18 protein-coding genes and 1 pseudogene are annotated in these 19,906 nt (G+C 72.9%); 12 read left to right on the top strand and 7 right to left on the bottom strand.

What is annotated here, in order from left to right; all coding sequences use genetic code 11:
- From nuoI to H1A17_RS12640, 7 genes are all read left to right on the top strand, one after another.
- On the top strand, positions 1–639 hold the full coding sequence (gene nuoI, locus H1A17_RS12670; RefSeq protein WP_067300509.1) for an NADH-quinone oxidoreductase subunit NuoI: 639 nt from the start codon (positions 1–3) through the stop codon (positions 637–639).
- Positions 636–1,406, top strand: coding sequence for an NADH-quinone oxidoreductase subunit J (locus H1A17_RS12665; RefSeq protein ID WP_145917470.1), 771 nt, complete (start codon positions 636–638; stop codon positions 1,404–1,406). Before nuoI ends, H1A17_RS12665 begins: the two co-directional genes overlap by 4 nt.
- Positions 1,407–1,521: 115 nt before the next feature.
- Complete coding sequence (gene nuoK / locus H1A17_RS12660; protein ID WP_067300503.1) at positions 1,522–1,821, top strand: NADH-quinone oxidoreductase subunit NuoK; 300 nt, start codon at positions 1,522–1,524, stop codon at positions 1,819–1,821.
- Positions 1,822–1,833: 12 nt separating this feature from the next.
- A complete protein-coding gene (gene nuoL, locus H1A17_RS12655; protein ID WP_145917471.1) occupies positions 1,834–3,792 on the top strand; it encodes an NADH-quinone oxidoreductase subunit L in 1,959 nt (652 codons plus the stop codon).
- A gap of 64 nt (positions 3,793–3,856) precedes the next feature.
- The gene (locus H1A17_RS12650) at positions 3,857–5,389 is read left to right on the top strand and encodes an NADH-quinone oxidoreductase subunit M (protein WP_145917472.1); all 1,533 of its coding nucleotides are present in this window, start codon (positions 3,857–3,859) and stop codon (positions 5,387–5,389) included.
- A 64-nt stretch (positions 5,390–5,453) separates the two neighbouring features.
- Positions 5,454–7,007, top strand: a complete 1,554-nt coding sequence (gene nuoN, locus H1A17_RS12645) for an NADH-quinone oxidoreductase subunit NuoN (protein WP_145917473.1) — start codon at positions 5,454–5,456, stop codon at positions 7,005–7,007.
- A gap of 90 nt (positions 7,008–7,097) precedes the next feature.
- Complete coding sequence (locus tag H1A17_RS12640) at positions 7,098–8,180, top strand: polyprenyl synthetase family protein (protein ID WP_145917474.1); 1,083 nt, start codon at positions 7,098–7,100, stop codon at positions 8,178–8,180.
- 28 nt (positions 8,181–8,208) lie between these two features.
- On the opposite strand, the pseudogene H1A17_RS12635 reads toward H1A17_RS12640, so the two are convergent.
- Positions 8,209–9,376, bottom strand: a pseudogene (locus H1A17_RS12635) (MFS transporter).
- Between the two features lie 158 nt (positions 9,377–9,534).
- Between H1A17_RS12635 and H1A17_RS12630 the strand changes: the two are divergent.
- Positions 9,535–10,317 carry an IclR family transcriptional regulator gene (locus H1A17_RS12630; RefSeq protein ID WP_088646144.1) on the top strand — a complete coding sequence of 261 codons (783 nt, stop codon included), beginning with the start codon at positions 9,535–9,537 and terminating at the stop codon, positions 10,315–10,317.
- Positions 10,318–10,412: 95 nt separating this feature from the next.
- Here the strand turns inward: H1A17_RS12630 and H1A17_RS12625 are convergent, their stop codons facing one another.
- The gene (locus H1A17_RS12625; RefSeq protein ID WP_194821936.1) at positions 10,413–12,539 is read right to left on the bottom strand and encodes a PhoX family phosphatase; all 2,127 of its coding nucleotides are present in this window, start codon (positions 12,537–12,539) and stop codon (positions 10,413–10,415) included.
- A gap of 237 nt (positions 12,540–12,776) precedes the next feature.
- Between H1A17_RS12625 and H1A17_RS12620 the strand changes: the two genes are divergently transcribed.
- Together H1A17_RS12620 and H1A17_RS12615 are read left to right on the top strand one after the other, a co-directional pair.
- Entirely contained in the window at positions 12,777–13,271 is a 495-nt protein-coding gene (locus H1A17_RS12620; RefSeq protein ID WP_228543438.1) for a sigma-70 family RNA polymerase sigma factor, read from the top strand.
- Positions 13,268–13,969, top strand: a complete 702-nt coding sequence (locus H1A17_RS12615; RefSeq protein ID WP_194821935.1) for a zf-HC2 domain-containing protein — start codon at positions 13,268–13,270, stop codon at positions 13,967–13,969. Before H1A17_RS12620 ends, H1A17_RS12615 begins: the two co-directional genes overlap by 4 nt.
- A gap of 30 nt (positions 13,970–13,999) precedes the next feature.
- Here the strand turns inward: H1A17_RS12615 and rarD are convergent, their stop codons facing one another.
- The 4 genes from rarD to eccE all read right to left on the bottom strand — a co-directional run bounded on the left by rarD (position 14,000) and on the right by eccE (position 17,789).
- Positions 14,000–14,923, bottom strand: coding sequence for an EamA family transporter RarD (rarD, locus tag H1A17_RS12610; protein WP_145917478.1), 924 nt, complete (start codon positions 14,921–14,923; stop codon positions 14,000–14,002).
- 52 nt (positions 14,924–14,975) lie between these two features.
- A complete protein-coding gene (locus H1A17_RS12605; protein ID WP_145917479.1) occupies positions 14,976–15,410 on the bottom strand; it encodes a GNAT family N-acetyltransferase in 435 nt (144 codons plus the stop codon).
- A 105-nt stretch (positions 15,411–15,515) separates the two neighbouring features.
- Positions 15,516–15,902, bottom strand: a complete 387-nt coding sequence (locus H1A17_RS12600) for a phage holin family protein (RefSeq protein ID WP_145917480.1) — start codon at positions 15,900–15,902, stop codon at positions 15,516–15,518.
- 54 nt (positions 15,903–15,956) lie between these two features.
- Entirely contained in the window at positions 15,957–17,789 is a 1,833-nt protein-coding gene (gene eccE, locus H1A17_RS12595; RefSeq protein ID WP_194821934.1) for a type VII secretion protein EccE, read from the bottom strand.
- A gap of 258 nt (positions 17,790–18,047) precedes the next feature.
- Between eccE and H1A17_RS12590 the strand changes: the two genes are divergently transcribed.
- Both H1A17_RS12590 and H1A17_RS12585 read left to right on the top strand, forming a co-directional pair.
- Complete coding sequence (locus tag H1A17_RS12590) at positions 18,048–18,365, top strand: WXG100 family type VII secretion target (protein ID WP_145917482.1); 318 nt, start codon at positions 18,048–18,050, stop codon at positions 18,363–18,365.
- Between the two features lie 25 nt (positions 18,366–18,390).
- Complete coding sequence (locus H1A17_RS12585) at positions 18,391–18,684, top strand: WXG100 family type VII secretion target (protein ID WP_088646135.1); 294 nt, start codon at positions 18,391–18,393, stop codon at positions 18,682–18,684.
- Between the two features lie 131 nt (positions 18,685–18,815).
- Here H1A17_RS12585 and mycP read toward each other — a convergent pair.
- Positions 18,816–19,906, bottom strand: a 1,091-nt coding sequence (gene mycP / locus H1A17_RS12580) for a type VII secretion-associated serine protease mycosin (protein ID WP_194821933.1), incomplete at its 5' end; no start/stop codon positions are given.

The following is a 19,906-nucleotide window of genomic DNA, read 5'->3' as shown; positions in this document are numbered from 1 at the left end:
GTGGGCGCGATCACCGGAACGTTCAAGGGCTTCGGGGTCACCTTCTCGCACATGTTCAGGAAGGTCGTCACCACCGACTACCCGTTCAAGCCGCCGGTTTCGGCGCCGCGCTACCACGGGCGGCACATCCTCAACCGGCACCCGGACGGCCTGGAGAAGTGCATCGGCTGCGAGCTGTGCGCCTGGGCCTGCCCGGCGGACGCGATCTACGTCGAGGGTGGCGACAACACCGACGAGCAGCGCTTCTCGCCGGGTGAGCGGTACGCCAGCGTCTACCAGATCAACTACGCCCGGTGCATCTTCTGCGGGCTCTGCATCGAGGCCTGCCCGACCCGTTCGCTGACCATGAGCAACGAGTACGAGCTGGCCCGGGACAACCGGCAGGACCTGATCTTCACCAAGGAGCAGTTGCTCGCTCCGCTGCTCGAAGGCATGGAGCAGCCGCCGCACCCGATGCGGCTCGGTGACAGCGAGAAGGACTACTACGTCGGCGCGCTGACCAACCCGGGCACCTCGGCCGGTGCCGAGCAGTCGCCGATGGGGCCCGGCCGCTACCGGGTCGAGGAGCACCCCGGGGTGACGTTCCCGGGTGCCGAGCAGGCGGCCCAGCGGGCGGCGGGCAAGGGAGCCGGAGCATGAACACGTCCACGGTGCTCGCCGCGGCGGGCCAGGTGTCCGGGGGTGAGGAGGTCACCTTCTGGATCCTCGCCCCGTTGGCGCTGATCGGCGCGATCGGCATGGTCTGGGCGCGCAACGCCGTGCACTCGGCGCTGTTCCTGGTGCTCACCATGCTCTGCCTGGGCGTGTTCTACGTGCTCCAGGCCGGGCCGTTCATCGGCATGGTGCAGATCATCGTCTACACCGGCGCGATCATGATGCTGTTCCTGTTCGTGCTGATGCTGGTCGGCCGGGACGCCTCCGACTCGCTGATCGAGACGCTGCGCGGCCAGCGGATCGCCGCGGTGGTGCTCGGCCTCGGCTTCGCCGGGCTGGTCGGCACCGGCCTGTACCGGGCGCTGAACGGGGTCACCGCCGTCGGCCTGGACCAGGCCAACGCGGAGGGCAACGTGCAGGGCATCGCCCGGCTGCTGTTCACCAAGTACGTCCTCGCCTTCGAGTTGACCTCCGCGCTGCTGATCACGGCGGCGATCGGGGCGATGGTGCTGGCGCACATCGAGCGGCGCAAGGAAGACAAGATGGACCAGGTCGCCACGATGAAGGCCCGGTTCCGCCCCGGCAACTACCCGGGCCCGAAGCCCGGTCCGGGCGTCTTCGCCACCTCCTCCTCGGTGGCCACCCCGGCCCGGCTGCCCGACGGCCGGCTGACCGACCGCAGCACCCCGGCGATCCTGCCGCAGCGGGAGCTGACCGCCGAGGAAACCACCCTGAAGGGGACGGAACGGTGAGCGCGAGGAGTGCAGCGAAGCGGAGCCCCGCAGTCGCGAACGGCGGCGTGGCCTCGGTGAGCGCGAGGAGTGCAGCGAAGCGGAGCCCCGCAGTCGCGAACGAAAGGTCGGTCCGGTGACCCCCGACTACTACCTGATCCTGGCCGCGGTGCTGTTCACCGTCGGCGCGGTCGGCGTGCTGGTGCGGCGTAACGCGATCGTGCTGTTCATGTGCGTCGAGCTGATGCTCAACGCGGCCAACCTGACGCTGGTCACCTTCAGCCGGATCAACGGTGACCTCAACGGACAGATCATGGCGTTCTTCGTGATGGTGGTGGCGGCGGCCGAGGTCGTGGTCGGGCTCGCGATCATCATGTCGATCTTCCGGACCCGGCGCTCCGCGAGCGTCGACGACGCCAACCTGCTGAAGTACTAAAGGGGCCCTGCGGTGGATGAGATTCTGACGTACGCCCAGGCAGAGCCGGCCGGCGCCGTCACCTACGCGGCGGCGGACGGCCTGCTGAGCAGCGTCTGGCTGCTGGTGGCGATCCCGTTGGCCAGCGCGGCGATCCTGCTGCTGCTCGGCCGGCGGGCCGACCGCTGGGGGCACTGGCTGGGCGTGGCCGCGATCGGTGCCGCGTTCGTGCTGGGGCTCACCTCGTTCTTCCAGCTGCGCGGGCTGGAGAACAAGTCCGTCGAGCTGAGCCTCTGGGACTTCATCACGGTCGGCGACCTGCGGGTGGACTTCGGTCTGCTCTTCGATCCGCTGGCCGCGGTCTTCGTCCTGCTGATCACCGGGGTGGGTTTCCTGATCCACCTGTACGCGGTCGAGTACATGGCGCACGACGAGGGCCGGCGACGGTTCTTCGCGTACTTCAACCTCTTCGTCGCCGCGATGCTGCTGCTGGTGCTCGGCAACAACTACGTGATGCTCTACTTCGGCTGGGAGGGCGTCGGTCTGGCGTCGTACCTGCTGATCTCCTTCTGGTACGGCCGGCCGAGCGCGGCCACCGCCGGCAAGAAGGCGTTCCTGATGAACCGGGTCGGCGACGCCGGCCTGGCGATCGGCATCTTCATCCTGTTCGCCACCCTCGGCACCACCCAGTACGACGAGGTCTTCTCATCCGTCGGCGGGTTGGCCAGCGGCACGGTGCTGGTGCTGGGCCTGCTGCTGCTGCTCGGCGCGGCCGGCAAGTCCGGTCAGTTCCCGCTCCAGGCGTGGCTGCCGGACGCGATGGAGGGCCCGACCCCGGTGTCGGCGCTCATCCACGCCGCCACCATGGTCACCGCGGGCGTCTACCTGATCGCCCGGTCCAACCCGATCTTCTCGGCCAACGAGACCCTCCAGCTCGTGGTGGTCAGCGTCGGCGCGCTGACCCTGCTGATGGGCTGCGTCATCGGCGCGGCCAAGGACGACATCAAGCGGGTGCTGGCCTGGTCGACGGTCAGCCAGATCGGCTACATGTTCCTCGGTGTCGGCCTCGGCGGTGCGGCGTACGCGCTGGCCATCGTGCACCTCCTGGCGCACGGCTTCTTCAAGGCCAACATGTTCCTCGGTGCCGGCTCGGTCATGCACGGCATGAACGACCAGGTGGACATCCGCCGCTTCGGCGGGCTGTCGAAGTACATGAAGATCACCTGGATCACCTTCATGATGGGCTGGCTCGCCATCATCGGCATGTTCCCCTTCTCCGGCTTCTTCTCCAAGGAGCCGATCATCGTGGCCGCGTTCGAGCGGGAGGGCTGGACGGCCTGGCTGTTCGGCGGGGCGGCGCTGCTCGGCGCGGGGCTCACCGCGTTCTACATGACCCGGTTGTTCGTGCTGACCTTCCACGGCCCGAAGCGGTGGACCGAGGACATCGAGCACCCGCACGAGTCGCCGAAGCTGATGACCATCCCGCTGATCCTGCTGGCGATCGGCTCGGTCGGCGCCGGTTTCCTGCTCGCCACCTCCGTGCCGGACTGGCTGACCGCCACCGCCGGGCTGGGCGGCGAGCACGCCGAGCACGCGGCGGTGCTGCCGCACTGGCTGCTGACCGCGCTGTCGCTGGTGGTGACGGTGCTCGGCGCCGGGCTGGCCTGGGCGCTGTTCCGCAACGGCACGGCCACCGCGCCGCAGCCCGCCGGGGTGCTGGTCACCGCCGCCCGGCGCAACCTCTACACGGACGCCTTCAACGAGGTGGTCTTCGAGAAGCCGGGCATCTTCCTCACCCGGGCGCTGGTCTTCCTCGACAACCGGGGCGTCGACGGGCTGGTCAACGGCCTGGCCGCCGGGGTCGGGGGCGGTTCGGGTCGGCTCCGGCGGTGGCAGACCGGCTTCGTCCGGTCGTATGCCACCTCGATCCTGACCGGCGCGCTGCTCGTGGTGGCGGCGTTCCTGGCGGTGCAGGCGGGGTGGCTGGCGTGATCGACCTCAATGCGACCGCCCCCGCCGGCGGGCCCCGCATCCACGACGGAGGTAAGGCCGCATAATGTCCAACTTCCCGTTCCTCTCGGTGCTGACCGTGGCACCGCTGGTCGGCGCCCTGGTCGTGGCCTTCCTGCCGCGTCGCCGGCCCGACCTGGCCAAGCAGGTGGCGTTCGGTTGGTCGCTGCTGGTGCTGGCGCTGTCGGTGGTGATGTGGGTTTCCTTCCAGGCCGACGGTGACCGGCTCCAGTTCCGCGAGTCGTACCCGTGGATCCCCACCTGGGACGTCAACTTCACCTTCGCCGTCGACGGCATCGCGCTGGTCATGCTGATGCTGATCGCGGTGCTGGTGCCGCTGGTGATCCTGGCGTCCTGGCACGACGCCGACGCGTCGAAGCGGTCGGTGCCGGCCTACTTCGCCCTGCTGCTCGTCCTCGAATCCACGATGATCGGCGTCTTCGCCGCCGCCGACGTCTTCCTGTTCTACGTGTTCTTCGAGGTCATGCTGGTGCCGATGTACTTCCTGATCGGCAGCTACGGCGGCCACCAGCGGCAGTACGCGGCGGTGAAGTTCTTCCTCTACTCGCTGGTCGGCGGGCTGTTCATGCTGGCCGCCGTGATCGGCCTGTGGGTGGTCGGCGGCAAGACCTTCGACTGGCAGACGCTGACCCAGGTGGACATCTCCACCGGCACCGAGCGCTGGCTGTTCCTCGGCTTCTTCCTCGCCTTCGCGATCAAGGCACCGTTCTTCCCGTTCCACACCTGGCTGCCGGACGCCGGTCGGGCCGCCCCGGCGGGTGCCGCCGCGCTGCTGGTCGGCGTGCTGGACAAGGTCGGCACGTTCGGCATCCTGCGGTACTGCCTGCCGCTGTTCCCGGAGGCGTCGAAGTGGTTCGCCCCGTGGGCGCTGGCGCTGGGGCTGATCGGCATCCTGTACGCCGCGTTGCTCGCCGTCGGCCAGTCCGACCTGAAGCGGCTGGTGTCGTACACCTCGATCGCGCACTTCGGGTTCATCGGGGTCGGCATCTTCGCCTTCACCACCCAGGCGGGCACCGGCGCGGTGCTCTACATGCTCAACCACGGGCTGGCCACCGGCCTGCTGTTCCTGGTCGTCGGGATGCTCATCGCCCGCCGGGGATCGTCGCTGATCTCCGACTTCGGCGGGGCGGGCAAGCTGGTCCCGCTGCTGGCCGGGGTGCTCTTCTTCGCCGGTCTGGCCTCGCTGGCGCTGCCCGGCACCGCGCCGTTCGTCTCCGAGTTCCTGGTGCTGATCGGCACCTTCACGGTGAACAAGCCGGTCGCGGTGATCGCCACGCTGGGCATCATCCTGGCCGCCGCGTACGTGCTGTGGATGGTGCAGCGCACCACCCAGGGCACGCTCAACCCGGAGTTGACCGAGGTCAAGGCGATGCACCGCGACCTCACCCTGCGCGAGAAGGTCGTGGTCGCTCCGCTGATCGCCCTGATCGTGCTGCTCGGCTTCTACCCGAAGCCGGTCACCGATGTGATCAACCCCGCCGTCCAGGCGACCATGCAGGACGTCGGCAAGACCGATCCCGCCCCCGAGGTCGGCAGCGTCCAGGAGGCTGCACAGTGAGCGCGAGGAGCGAACGGGCGCAGCGAGTGAGCCCCGCAGTCGCGGGCGAAAGGCAGCATCTGCGATGACCGAACTCAAGTTGCCGTCGATCGACTACGCGGCGATCTCCCCGATCCTGATCATGCTGGGGGTCGCCCTGCTCGGCGTCCTGGTGGAGGCGTTCGTACCGCGCCGCCGCCGGCACCTGGTGCAGCTCTCGCTGTCCCTGCTGGCGGTGCTCGCCGCGCTGGTGATGGTGGTGCTCAGCGCCGACGCCCGGCTGGTCACGGCGGGCGGGGCGCTGGCGGTGGACGGCCCCACCCTCTTCCTCCAGGGCACCATCCTGGTGCTCGCCGCGATGGCGCTGCTGCTGATCGGCGAGCGGTCGGTGGAGCGCGGCGGCGCGTTCGTCGCCCAGGCGGCGGTGACCGCCGAGTCGGCCGACGACCGGCAGCAGGCCGAGGGACGTAACGGGGCGACCGAGGTCTACCCGCTGACCAGCTTCGCGATCGGCGGCATGCTGATCTTCGTGGCGGCGAACGACCTGCTGACCATGTTCATCGCGCTGGAGGTCTTCTCCCTGCCGCTCTACCTGCTCTGCGCGCTGGCCCGTCGCCGGCGGCTGCTGAGCCAGGAGGCGGCGATGAAGTACTTCCTGCTCGGCGCGTACGCCTCGGCGTTCTTCCTGTTCGGCGTGGCCCTGGTGTACGGCTTCACCGCCGGCATCCCGGGCCGCTCGGCAGGCGTCGACTTCGCCACCGTGCACGCCGCGGTGAACGAGTCCCCGTCCAGCGAGGTGCTGCTGTTCGCCGGGATGGCGCTGATCGCCATCGGCCTGCTGTTCAAGGCCGCCGCCGCCCCCTTCCACGTCTGGACCCCGGACGTCTACCAGGGCGCGCCCACCCCGGTCACCGGCTTCATGGCGGCCTGCACGAAGGTGGCCGCGTTCGGCGCCCTGCTGCGGGTCTTCCATGTGGCGTTCGACCAGGCCGCCTGGGACTTCACCCCGGTCCTCGGGGTGGTGGCGGTGCTCACCATGCTGATCGGCGCGGTGCTGGCGGTCACCCAGACCGACATCAAGCGGCTGCTGGCGTACTCGTCGATCGCCAACGCCGGGTACCTGCTCGTCGGGGTGCTCGCCCCGACCGGCGCGGGCGTCTCCGGCACGATGTTCTACCTGGCCGCGTACGGCTTCTCGGTGCTCGCCGCGTTCGCCGTGGTGACCCTGGTCCGGGACGCCGACGGGGAGGCCACCCACCTGTCCCGCTGGGCCGGGCTGGGCCGCCGCTCGCCGTTCTACGCCGGGGTCTTCACCTTCATCCTGCTGGCCTTCGCCGGTATCCCGTTGACCAGCGGCTTCATGAGCAAGTTCGCGGTCTTCGGCCCGGCGCTGGAGAGCGGGCACGCCTGGCTGGTGGTGGCCGGTGTGCTGACCAGCATGGTGCTGGCCTTCCCGTACCTGCGGGTCGTGGTGATGATGTGGCTCTCCGAGCCGGGCGAGACCACCCCGACCGTCGCGGTACCGGGTGGGCTGACCGCCACCGCGCTGATGATCGGGGTGGCCGCCACCCTGATCCTCGGCGTGCTGCCGGCGCCCCTGCTCGACCTGGCGACGGACGCGGCAGCATTCGTCAGGTGATCCGTTCCGTACGACCGTGGGGCCGGTGCGCGCAGGCGTGCCGGCCCCACGGCCGTATCCCCCGTCCGGAGCAGGTCGAACGGGTGTGGCATGGTTGATGGTGTGGTGATTCCGGCGGGGGAGCGTTCAGGTGCCGTCGGCTCCGGTGGTCGTCGGGGTCGGGCGGGCACGGGTCAGGTCGGCGCGCTCGGCGTGCATCTGGCCGATCCACGGGTCGAGGCGTCCGTGCTGGGCCTGCTGGACGACGTCGAGGTGGAGCTGCGGGCCAGCGTGTCCAGCGCCGACCCGCTCGTCACCGAGGCGGCCCGGCACCTGGTCGAGGCGGGCGGCAAGCGGTTCCGGCCGTTGCTGGTGGCGTTGGGCGCGCAGTTCGGCGACCCGGCCGGCCCGCAGGTCGTGCCGGCGGCCGTGGTGATGGAACTCACCCACCTCGCCACCCTCTACCACGACGACGTGATGGACGAGGCCGCCGTGCGGCGGGGCGCGCCCAGCGCGAACTCCCGCTGGACCAACTCGGTGGCCATCCTGGTCGGCGACTACCTCTTCGCGCGGGCCGCCGATATCGCCGCCGACCTCGGTCCGGAGGCGGTACGGCTCCAGGCGCGTACCTTCGCCCGGCTCGTGCACGGGCAGATCGCCGAGACCGTCGGCCCCCGTACGGAGGACCCGGTCGACCACTACCTGCGGGTGATCGCCGACAAGACGGGCTCGTTGATCGCCACCTCGGCCCGCTTCGGCGGCATGTTCGGCGGGGCGTCAGAGGAGCACACCGAGGCCCTCGCCGGCTACGGCGAGACCATCGGGGTGGCCTTCCAGCTCTCCGACGACCTGCTCGACATCGCGTCCGAGTCGGTGCAGTCGGGCAAGACACCCGGCACCGACCTGCGGGAGGGGGTGCCGACCCTGCCGGTGCTCTACGCGCTGGCCGGCGACGACTCCGACGCGGCCTCGGTGCGGCTGCGGGAGATCCTGGCCACCGGCCCGCTGGTCGACGACGCGCTGCACGCCGAGGCGCTCGGCCTGCTCCGGGAGTCCCCGGCGCTCAAGCGGGCCCGGGAGACCGTCCGCAGCTACGCCGAGGATGCCCGCGCCCAGTTGACGCCGCTGCCGCGGATTCCGGCCCGGCAGGCGCTGGAGTCGCTCTGCGACTACATCGCCGACCGCACCAGCTGAACCCCGTACCGTCCCGGGGCCGGCCCGCTCAGGGCGCGGCGGAGCGGCGCAGCAGCCGGCTGCCGGTGAGCATGAGGACGGCGGCGAGGAGCATGGCGACCCCGGCGGTCAGCCACATCACCGGGTAGCCGCCGGCTCCGGCGAGCGCACCGAGACCGAGCGGGCCGAGGCAGCCGCCGGCGTACACCCCGGTCTGGGTGATCGAGGTGGCGGCGGCCGGGGCCTGCGGATGCAGCCGGACCACCGCGAAGTTCATCAGGCCGGGCCACGCCCAGCCCAGCCCGAAGCCGAGCACCACCCCGACGGTCAGCGGCACCGCCCCGGCCACCGCCAGCAGCCCCAACCCGACGGCTCCGACCACCAGCATCGCGGCGATCAGCGCGACGTGACCGGTGGCACGCCGGTCGGCCAGCCAGCCGACGCCGATCCGGGCCGCCACGCAGACCGCGCCGCCAAGGGTGAGCACCAGTCCGGCGGGGCCGGGGGCGAGGCCCCGGTGCACCGACGAGTCGACCACGAAGGTGCCCAGCGCGTTGGCGGCCCCCGCCGCGAGGGTGGCCGCCACGCCGACCACCACCAGCGCCGTGGTGGCCCCGCCGCCGCGTTGCGCCGCGCGCTCCCGTACCGGTCCGGGAGGTTGCGGGGGTACGGCCGGCAGCGCGGCCAGCGCGGCCCCGGCGGCGGCCACGAACGCCCAGCGCCAGCCGGCGGTGCCGGGCCAGCAGGGTGGAGGCGGGGATGGCGGCCTGCTTCACCCCGAACGACAGGCCCTGTCGCCGGGCCGGCACGTGCCGGGCCAGCGCGGCGTTGCTGGCGAGTTGGCCGAGCGCGTTGGCGGCGGCGCTGAGCGCGAGCAGGCCGACCAGCACCGGGTACGAGCGGGCCAGTCCGGCGATGGCGAGCAGGCAGCCGGCGGCGAGTCCGATGGCGGCGCGGGCCACCACGGCCGGGCCGATCCGCTCCACCAGCCGGCCCGACGGCATCGAGGCGAGGGCGCTGACGCCGAAGTAGACCGACACGGCCAGGCCCAGCCCGGCGGGGGAGAAGCCCAGGTCGTCGCCCATCTGTACGGCGAGCCCGCCGACCAGGAAGACCGGCAGGACGCTGGCGATGGTGGTGGCGACCGCCCCGCCGCCGGCCCGCAGGGGGCGTACGGTCGGCCGGCCCGGCGTACGGCTGAGGGCGGTGTCGGTCATCGTGCGCCCAACCTACGCGGGTCGTGTTCCTGACAACCCTCGGCGTGTCGCCCGGGAACCCGCCGTATACCGCCTGATCTGGCATCCTCCACCCGAACGGGCGTTCCGTCCCGGCCGGGTTTTTCATATGGTGTAAGTCCCCGGCTGCGGAGGTGGTTGTGCGTGACCCCCTGGCGGAACCTTCGGATCTGATCCGAAGTGTCTCCCGCGCGCTACGCGTGCTTGAGTCGGTCGGCCGTGCTCCGAAGGGCCTGACCGTCAAACAGATCGCCCGGCGCTGCGAGCTGACCGTCGCCACCACGTACCACCTGGTCCGCACCCTGGCCTACGAGGGCTACGTGATCCGGCGCGAGGACGGCACCTACATCGTCGGCCTGGAGATCGCCGACCGCTACCGGGAACTGGTCACCGCGTTCCGGGGCCCGGCCGCGGTCGGCGAGTCGCTGCGGCGGGCCGCCGTCGACACCGGGTGGAGCCACTACCTGGGCCGGTTCGTCGGCGGCCAGGTGGCGGTCACCGCCGTCGCCGAGGGGGCCCGCTCGCCGTACCTGGAGGACATGGTCCCCGGCTTCGACGAGGGCGCGCACGCCACCGCCCTGGGCAAGGCGCTGCTGGCCACCCTCACCACCGAGCAGCGCCTGCGCTACCTGCGCGACTACGGCATGCGGCCGTTCACCACCGCCACCCTGACCAGCCCCGAGGCGTTCGAGGCGGACCTGGCCGCCGGTGACCGGCGGGGTATGCAGCTGGAGCTGGGGCAGTTCCGGCAGGGGGTGGCGTGCGCCGCCGTCCTGGTCACCCCGGACAAGGACATGGAACGGCGGGTGGTGCTGGCCTGCGCCCTGCCGGCCAGCGAGATGATGACCTCCGCCCGGGTGGTACGTGCCAAGCTGCTCACCGCCGCCCGCGCGGTCGCCGACGGCATCGCCGCCGACCTCTGAGCATCCCCGCCCGGCGCACGGGGAAGGCCCCCTCCCGGACCGAAGCGGGAGAGGGCCTTCGCGGCCGGCCCGGCGGGGCCGACCCGGGACGGGCGTCAGCTGCCGATCGGGCCGCCGTCGAGCCGCCAGGTGACCACCACGCCCGGCTTGGCGTAGTCGCCGTCCGGCCAGGTCGACGCCGGCTTCTCCACCGACGCGCCGGTGATCTCACCGGGGTGCTGCACGGCCACGAACACCGACCGGTTGTCGCCGGTGATGAACGGCCCGCAGGTCTCCGCACCCAGCGGCACGGTCAGGAACTGCTTCAGGTGCCCCCGCTCCGGCCCCTCGACGGCGGTGGCGAACAGGCCGTCGTTGCTGCCCAACGCGTTGCCGTCGGTGGAGATCCAGAGGTTGCCGGTGGCGTCGAAGGCGACGTTGTCCGGGCAGGAGATCGGCGAGACCTTCGTCTTGTCGTACCCGGCGAAGTAGGTCGACGGGTCGGCCGGGTCACCGGCGACGATCGGCAGCGACCAGGTGAAGGACTCCGCCGTGTTGTCGCCCCGGTCCTCGACCAGTTCCAGGATCTGCCCGTGCTTGTTGAGGTTGCGCGGGTTGATCTCGTCGGCCGCCGGCTTGCCGGCCTTGCCCCGGTCGGTGTTGTTGGTCAGCGCCACGTACACCTTGCCGGTGAGCAGGCTCGGCTCGACGTCCTCCGGCCGGTCCATCTTGGTCGCGCCGACCTTGTCCCCGGCGAGCCGGGTGAAGGTGAGCACGTCGGCGGCGGTCATCCCGTCGACGTACGAGCGGTTGCCGCTGACCAGCCTGATCCAGCGGCCGGTGCCGTTGAACGCGCCGTCGGCGGGCAGCTTGCCCGAACCGTCGATCTCGGCGGCGCTGGTCTGGCCGAACTGCGCCACGTAGAGGGTGCCCGACTCCAGCAGGGTCAGGTTGTTCTTGCGGGCCACCCAGGAGTCGCCCGGCATGAACTTCTTGTCGGAGACGAACTTGTAGAGGTAGTCGAAGCGCTCGTCGTCACCCATGTACGCGACCACCCGCTTGTCGCGGGCCACGATCACGTTGGCGCCCTCGTGCTTGAACCGGCCCAGCGCGGTGTGCTTACGCGGGCGGCTCTCCGGGTCGAACGGGTCGATCTCCACGATCCACCCGAACCGGTGCGCCTCGTTGGGGTGCTTCGCCAGGTCGAACCGCTCGTCGGCCCGCTCCCACTTACGGCTGCCGCTGGGGTAGCGGGCGGTGGTGGTGATGCCGTACCTGTCGAACTTCGGCTTCAGCTCGGCGGGTGCGGCGTCGGCGCCGACGAAGTACTGGTTGAAGTTCTCCTCGCCGGAGAGCACCGTCCCCCACGGGGTGACCCCACCGGCGCAGTTGTTCAGGGTGCCGACCACCGTGCGGCCCTTCGGGTCGGCGGCGGTACGCAGCCACGCCGAGCCGGCGGCCGGGCCGGTCAGCTCGAACTTCGTGGCCAGCGCGGTGACCCGCCGGTTGTACGGCCGCCGGCCCTGGCCCACCGCCCGCCACTGCCCGGTGCCGTCCACCCGCTCCAGCTCCACCACCGACATGCCGTGCGCGGCCATCGCGGTGCGCACCTGCTCGACGGTGAGGTTGTCCAGGCCGGTGAAGCCGGGGAACATCAGGTCCTCGTTGGTGTACTCGTGGTTGACCACGAGCAGCGCCCGCCTGCCCCGCCGGTCCAGCGGCAGCACCCCGACGAAGTCGTTGTTGTAGCCGAACTGCTTGGCCTGGGCGGCGGCGGTCTGCCCGTGCAGGTCGAACCGGGGTGCACCGGGCAGCACCGGGTCGCCCCAACGGATGACCACGTGGTGGTCGTACCCGTTGGGGACGACCAGGGTGTCGAGCTGGTTCGGCGGGATCGGCTTGAAGGTCAACGCGCCGTTGCCGACGCCGCGCTGCGGCGCGGTCGGGTCGCCCACCTCCGGCACCACCGGGGTGGCCGGTGCGGCACCGGCCGGGGCGGCCCCGGCCAGCGCACCGGCGGCGGCACCGCCGAAGCCGAGCACCAGCGCGCCCACCGCACCCGCCCGGACCACGCCCCGCCGGGTCACCTCACCCTCGACCAGGTCGCCGAAGTAGGTGTTGTCGGAGGTGTTGGGTACCGGATGGTCGCAGGCGTTGCCGCAGCGGTACAGGCAGGTCATCGCATCGCGGCTACCGTGCCGGGTGGTGCCGAGCAGCGGGAGCATCCGGGGACGGTCGCTCATGGAAGGGAGCCTCCTGGAAGCAGGTCGGTGGCACGCCGTTGTCACCTGCGCGACGTGCGTACCGGGCGGACGCTGCCAGGACGGGGTGAGCGGCCCCCGGACGCGGTGTGAACCGGATGTGAACAGCAGTCACCGCTGAACCGATCGGGGTCACGGCGCGTAATAACCGGCGGACACGTTCGCCGGACCTGTCGGGCGGGAAGCGAGGGGATCACCATCAGCGACCACGACGCCCAACTGCTGCGCGCCCTGCACGACGAGCACGCCGAGGCGCTCTACGCGCACGCGCTGCGGCTGGTCAACGGGGACCGCACCCGGGCCGAGGACCTGGTGCAGGAGACCCTGCTGCGGGCCTGGCGTCACCCCGAGTCGCTGGACCCGCGTCGCGGCTCGGTCCGCGCGTGGCTCTTCACGACCGCCCGGAACCTGGCGATCGACGCCTGGCGACGACGGTCGACCCGGGTCGGCGAGGTGTTCACCGACGACCTGCCCGAACCACCCGAGACGGTGGACGAAGCGGAGCGCGCGGTGGAGGCCTGGACCATCGCCGAGGCGCTCAACCGGCTCAGCCCCACCCACCGGGAGGTGCTGGTCGAGTGCTTCTACCAGGGCCGTTCGGTGGCCGAGGCGGCGGCCCGGCTGGGGGTGCCGCCGGGGACGGTCAAGTCCCGCACCCACTACGCGCTGCGTTCACTACGGTTGGCCCTGGCCGAGATGGGGGTGACCGGATGACCCGCTGCGAGTTCGCACACGACGACGGCGCGTACGTGCTGGGTGCGCTCGCCCCCGCCGACCGGGCCGCCTACGAGCGGCACCTCGCCGGGTGCGCGGCGTGCCGGGACGCGGTGGCCGAGATCGCCGTGCTGCCGGGCCTGCTGGGCCGGCTCGACCCGACCACGCTGGAGGAGTTCCTCCCGCCGCCGCCCGAGGTCAGCCGGGTGCCCGACCTGATCGCCACCGCCCGGGACCGCCGCCGCCGGGAACGGGCCCGCAACCGCCGACGGTACGCGCTGACCGCCCTCGTCGCCGCCGGGTTCGCCCTGGTGCTGGGCGTCGCCGGGGCGTCCGCCCTGCGCCCGGCCCCGACGCCCGCGCCGACCACCCAGGCGGTACGGATGGTGTCGATGGCGCCGGTGGCGGCCAAGACCCCGGCGGTGCACGCCGAGATCGGGCTGAGCGGCACCAAGTGGGGTACCGAGGTCACCATGCACTGCGGGTACGACGCGACGGCGGGCTACGGCAAGGCGTACACGTTCCGGCTGGTGGCCCGGGGCCCGGACGACGCGACGGAACAGATCGCCTCCTGGCTGGCCGCCCCCGGCGACGACGTGAACCTGCGCGGGGCGACCCGGTTCACCGACGCCGAACTGGTCCGCCTCGAACTGCTGCGGGCCGACGGGACGCTGGTGCTCAGCTACGACGTCCGCTGAGCCCCGGAGGCCGGGCGACGGTCGGGTGGCTCAGTGGGCGGCGGCGGGCAGCGGCGCGGCGGCGCGGGCGGCGGCCCGGGTGCGGCGGCCGTGCCGCAGCGCGTCCAGGCTGAAGATCACCAGGGCCAGCCAGACCAGGGTGAATCCGGCCAGCCGGGCCGGCGGCATCGGCTCGTGGAAGATCAGCACGCCGCAGCCGAGCTGGAGGACCGGGGCCACGTACTGGAGCATGCCGAGCGCGGTCAGCGGCAGCCGGTTGGCCGCGCCCGCGAACAGCAGCAGCGGGACGGCCGTCACCGCTCCGGCCGCCACCAGCAGCGCGGTGTGCCCGGCCGAGACCTGGCCGAACGTCGACCCGCCCCGGCTCGCCAACCAGCCCAGGTAGCCCAGGGCGGGCAGCGCCAGCACCGCCGACTCGACGAACAGCCCCTCCGCCGCCGGCAGCCCGAGCCGCTTCTTGGCCAACCCGTAGCCGGCGAAGCTGGCCGCCAGGATCAACGCCAGGTAGGGCAGCCGGCCGTAGTCGACGGTGAGCACCGCGACCGCCGCCGCTCCCACCCCGAGCGCCACCCACTGGGCCGGGCGCAGCCGCTCCCGCAGCACCAGCACCCCGAGCAGCACCGACACCAGCGGGTTGATGAAGTAGCCGAGGGCGGTCTCCACCACCCGGGCGGAGTTCACCCCGTAGATGTAGGTGCCCCAGTTCACGGCGATCAGCGCCGCCGCGACGACGATCCCGGCCAGCGTCCGGGGGCGGCGGGCCAGTGACCGCAGGAAGCCGACGTTGCGCATGGCGGCGAGCAGCAGCGCGACGAACACCACCGACCAGATGATCCGGTGGGCGAGGATCTCCATCGGCCCGGCCGGGCGGAGCAACTTCAGGTAGAGCGGGATGAAACCCCAGATCAGGTACGCACCAAAGCCGTAGAGGTAGCCGAGCCGCAGCGGAGTCACGATCCCACCGTAAGGGGTAAGGCCGGATCAGGCTCCTTTCCGGTGAGCGGGGTCACCGCTCGTTCACCCACTCCATCCACCGGGCCGGGGGCGCCGGGGTGAAGCCCAGCTTCGCGTACACGCCGTGGGCGTCGGCGGTCGCCAACGCGATCCGGCGTACGCCGTACCCGGCAAGGTGGTCGCGGATCGAGCCGGCCAGCCAGGTACCCAGGCCACGGCCCCGCGCCTGCGGGGCGACGTAGAGGTCGCAGAGCCAGCCGAAGGTGGCCCGGTCGGTGACCACCCGGGCCACCGCGACCTGCCCGCCGTCCTCCGGCCGGTAGACGCCGTACGGGATCGAGCCGGCGAAGGCCCGCTCCGTCGTCTCCCGGCTGCGCCCGAGCGCCCAGTAGGCGTCGGTGGAGAGCCAGTGGTGCACCCGGTCCCGGTCGATGCGCTCCGGGTCGGTGTCGAGCTGCCAGCCGTCGGGATGGGTCAACGAGAACACCCCGCCACGCTAGCCCCACCCGGTGGCCGTCCCGCCAGCCAATTCCCGTCCGGTGGCCGCCCCGGCCGGCCACCACCCCGGTCGGGGCGGCGGCCGGCAACCGGGTCAGTCGCGGTCGAGGACGGCCCCGAGGATCCAGGTCACGATGCCGACCAGGAGCGCGCCCAGCACCGCCTCGGGCCAGAACCCGTCCACGTGGAACGGCAGGTCCGCCTGCCCGGCGATCCAGCTGGTGAGCAGGAACAGCAGCCCGTTGACGACCAGGGCGATCAGCCCGAGGGTGAGCAGGTAGAAGCCGCAGCCGACCGTCTTGATGACCGGCTGGAGCACCGCGTTGACCACGCCGAAGATCACCGAGACCAGCACCAGGGTGACGATCGCCTCGCCGGCCGAACCGGTGTCGAGCGAGATGCCGGGGATGAGCAGCGTCGCCAGCCAGAAGGCCACCACCGTGGAACCCAGCCGGATCAGAAGGCCCTTCAGAAAATCCATGGCCGGGATCGTGCCACGTGCGGTCCAGCCAGGGAAACCACCGGGTCCGTGCGGTCAGCGCCGGCCGGGCCGACCGACCAGTTGCGACTCGATCGGGGTGGGCGAGAGCAGCGCCCAGCGCAGCGCCCGCCGGTTGACCACCGCGACCATGTCGTCGCGGATGCGGGTCAACCACTCCGCCGCACCCCCCAGCCCCAGCGCGGTACCCGCCAGGGCGGCCTCCGGCGGGTCGAGGGGTTGCAGCACCGCCAGGTCGGCCCGGCCGAGGGTGTCCACGTCCGCCGGGGTCAACTCGTCCCGGACCACCAGGGTGGACACCCATCCCGCCCCGGGTGGCGGTTCGCCGGCCGCCGTACCCGCGTCGGCCACCACCAGCAGCGGACGCAGCGGGGAACCGGTGACGCCGACCGCCCGCCCGGTGGGGACCACCACCACCCCGCCCTGCTGCCCGCCGACCCCGCGTACGAACGGCTCCCAGGCGCGTGGCCGACCGGTCTGCACCAGCACCCCGGCCCCCAGCGCCAATGCCCGCAGCACCAGCAGTTGGGCCGCCGCCAGCCCGCCGACCAGCACCAGCCGGGTGCCCTCGGCACGGAACAGCCGGACGGTCACCGCACCGCCGTGCCGGTTGGCCCCCACCATCAGCCCCGCCCCGCCCAGGGTCAGCTCCGGCGGCTCGACCCCCGGCGTGGCCGCCCCGGGCACCGCCAACGGCAACGTGGCGGCCAGGCCGGGCAACTGCGCGCCGTCGAGCCGGCGCAGCTCACCACCGGCGTCGGCGACGAGCCGGCACAACCCCCCGGCGGCGTGCTCCAGCGCGACCGGCGTGGCGGCGGCCAGCCGTACCGTCAGGCACGTCGGTGGTGCGGTGTCGCCGGCCTGCGGGCCGGCCACGAGTGAGACGGTGGTGGCGGTCGCCGGCAGGGCCAGCAGCCGGGACACCAACCGGCGACCCGGGTCGACCCGGGCGTCCGGCCAGTGGACCAACCGGAAGGCGGCCTGGTGCTGGTCGCCGACGCACAGCGTCGACCAGCTCTCGCGCACCGGCCGGCCGGGGTCGTGGTGGGCGAGTTCGGCGAGCACCCGCAGCGCGGCGTGCCGGCCCAGCGGGCGGGCCGGCAGCGGCCCCACCCGGCGGACGATCCGCCGCACCGTGCCGGCCAGCGCCCGGCGCAGGTCCGTGTCGGACCAGCCGGGCGCCCGCACCACCCGGACGGCGAGCAGGGCCCGTTCCTGACCCGGCAGCCGCCCCTCGGTCAACTGCCGGTACGAGGTGCCGGCCGCGCCACCGGCCGCCGCCGGGGCCGGTACGGCGTGCAGCAGCACCTGCACCCGCACCGGCGGTTGCTCCGGCCCGGCCGGCGGCAGCAGCGTGCCGGGCGCCGGCAGCGGGTGGGACCGGTCGCCGAGCAGGTCGCCCGGGTCGCCCAGGTCGAGCAGGACGGTCAGCCCGGTGGCGTCGTCGACCACCGCCGCCGGCCCGTCGGCCAACTCCACGCCGGCCAGCGCGGCATCGGGAAGCAGCAGGTCCAGCAGGGCTTCCGGGGCGGTGTCGGCGGGCAGGCCGTGCCGGCGGGTGAGGAACCCGGCGGCGGTGCCCCACCAGTCGAACAGCCACCGCCCGCGCCAGCGCCCCCAGCCGAGACCGGCCAGGACCACCGCACCGACCGCGGCGAGCACCGCCGGCACCGGCCCGCGGCCGTACGCGGCCACCGGCAGCGCCAGTGCGACCTGCGTGGCGACGAACTGACCGGGGTGTACGGCAGTGCCGGTGCGGGGGCGGGGTGGGGCCTCGGCGGTCCGCCGCAGCGGGCGGTCGGTCGTGCTCGCCGTCACCACGTCTCCTCCGTGTGCCCGCCCTGGTCGGTCGTCGGGATGCCCCGCCATCAACCTCCGGCCGGGACCGGAATGCGACGGGAGCGTGACCCATCGTAGTGGCCCGGTCGGCCCGGTGGGGTCCCGCCGTCCGACGTCGGGGCGCGTTGTCCACAGGGGAGCGGGACGGGGTAGCACAACGGCGACGGTGCGACTACCGTCAGCGACTGATTCGCCGACCAGGTCCGTCCGGTCCCATGCCGACGGACGCCCCGTCCGCAGTGGACGGCCGGCGGTCGGCCCCGACCGGGGAGACGAGGTGACGTCCGGGTGTCCCAGACCCAGGCAGAAGCGGCGGTGATGCACCACACCGCCACCAGGTTCGAGCAGGTGGACCAGTCGTTGCAGGCCATGCTGACCGGCCTGATGGCCGAGCTGGAGGTGTTGCAGCAGGCCTGGCGGGGCGCCGGTGGGCGCTCCTTCGAGCAGGTCAAGCAGCAGTGGGGGCGGGACCAGGCCGTGCTGCAACGGGCCCTGCGGGAGACCGCGGCGGCCCTGCGCACCGCCGGCCGCCAGTACGACGCCTCGGACACCGAGGCCGCCGGCCGGGTCGCCGGCACCAGTCGCGGCATCCAACTGCCGCTCTAACCACATCTCCGGGAGGAGCGATCCGATGGACCACGGTGTGCTGGTCGTCAACTTCGCCGCGCTGCACCAGGCCGGCGCGGACATCCAGAAGGCACTGAACACCCTCGACGCGCAGCTCGGCCAGCTGGAACGGGACGCCGCCCCACTGGTCGCCGGCTGGGACGGCGAGGCCCGCCGGGCGTACGAGCAGCGGCAGGCGCGGTGGCGCTCCGCATCGCAGGATCTCCAGGCGATGCTGCGGGACATCAAACTCGCCGTCGACGACTCCGCCGCCGACTACCTCGACACCGAGAAGCGCAACACCGGCCTGTTCCAGTGAGCCGGGCGGCGTCCCGGCGGGCCCGGCGGCCCGCGCCGTGCCGCCCGGCTCGCCGAGTGGCTCCCCGATGGTGACGCGGTCGGCGGTGCTGCGGCGGTGACGTCCGGCCGGTCGACGGTCGGGCGTCACCGTCAGGCCGGGCCGGCCGGGTGCCAGCGGCGGCGGACGCCCCGGGGGAGCACCACGGCCAGCAGCACCGCCACCAGCACCGTCCCGCCGACGGCCGAGGCGACCAGCAACGCCCGCTGCCGGGCCGCCGCCCGCCGGTGCCCCTGCGCCAGCAGCGCCGGATCGGCCTGCGGCACCGGCAGGGCCGTCGTCGGGCGGGTGGCCGGCCGGGGGGCACCACCGGTCTCCACCACCGCCCGGTACGGGTTGAGCACGCCGGCACCGTAACCGCCCTCCCGGCCACCCGGCGCCGGATCGGTGGTGCCGACGATCCGGCGGGCCACCCCGGCGGCATCGAGTTCCGGCCGGTACTGCCGCAGCAGCGCGGCGGTGCCCGCCACGAACGGGGCGGCGTAGCTGGTGCCCTCGGCCCGCTGGTGACCCCGCCCCGGCGCGGCCATCAGCACGTCACCGCCCGGCGCGACCAGGTCGACGTACGGGCCGACCTGGGAGAACGGGGCGCGCACGCCGGTCGGGGTGACCGCGCCGACGCCGAGCACCCCGTCGTACGCCGCCGGATAGGGCAGCGGGTCCCCGCCGTCGTGCAGGTTGCCGGCGGCGGCCACCACGACCACGTCCCGCCGCAGCGCGTAGTCGATCGCGTCGCGTACGGCCGGGTCGTCGGCGTACAGGACGACGGAGAGGTTGAGCACGTCGGCGTCGTGGTCCACCGCCCACCGGACGGCCTGGGCGAAACCGGCGGCGCTGACCGTACGCCCCGCCTCCCGCCCCTCGACGACCTGCTGTTCGCTGACCCGTACCGGCAGGATGCGGGCGTCGGGTGCGAGCCCCCGGAAGGCCACCCCGCCGGCCTCCCCGGCGGCGATGATGCTGGCCACCCCGGTGCCGTGACCGGCGCAGTCCCGGGTGCCGTCGCCGCCCGGGTCGAGGAAGTCCGCGCCGTCGAGCACCCGCCCCCGGAGTTGGGGGTGCCGCCGGTCGACGCCCGAGTCGACCACCGCCACGGTGACGCCGGCACCGGTGGCCAGCGGGGCGAGCCGCTGCGGGGCGTACCGTCGCTGGGGCCACGGGGCGGCGGCGACCGGGCGGGCCG

This window comes from Micromonospora sp. S-DT3-3-22 (assembly GCF_015354745.1).
Classification (GTDB): Bacteria; Actinomycetota; Actinomycetes; order Mycobacteriales; family Micromonosporaceae; genus Micromonospora; species Micromonospora wenchangensis.
This window is presented reverse-complemented; position numbering and strand designations above follow the sequence as displayed.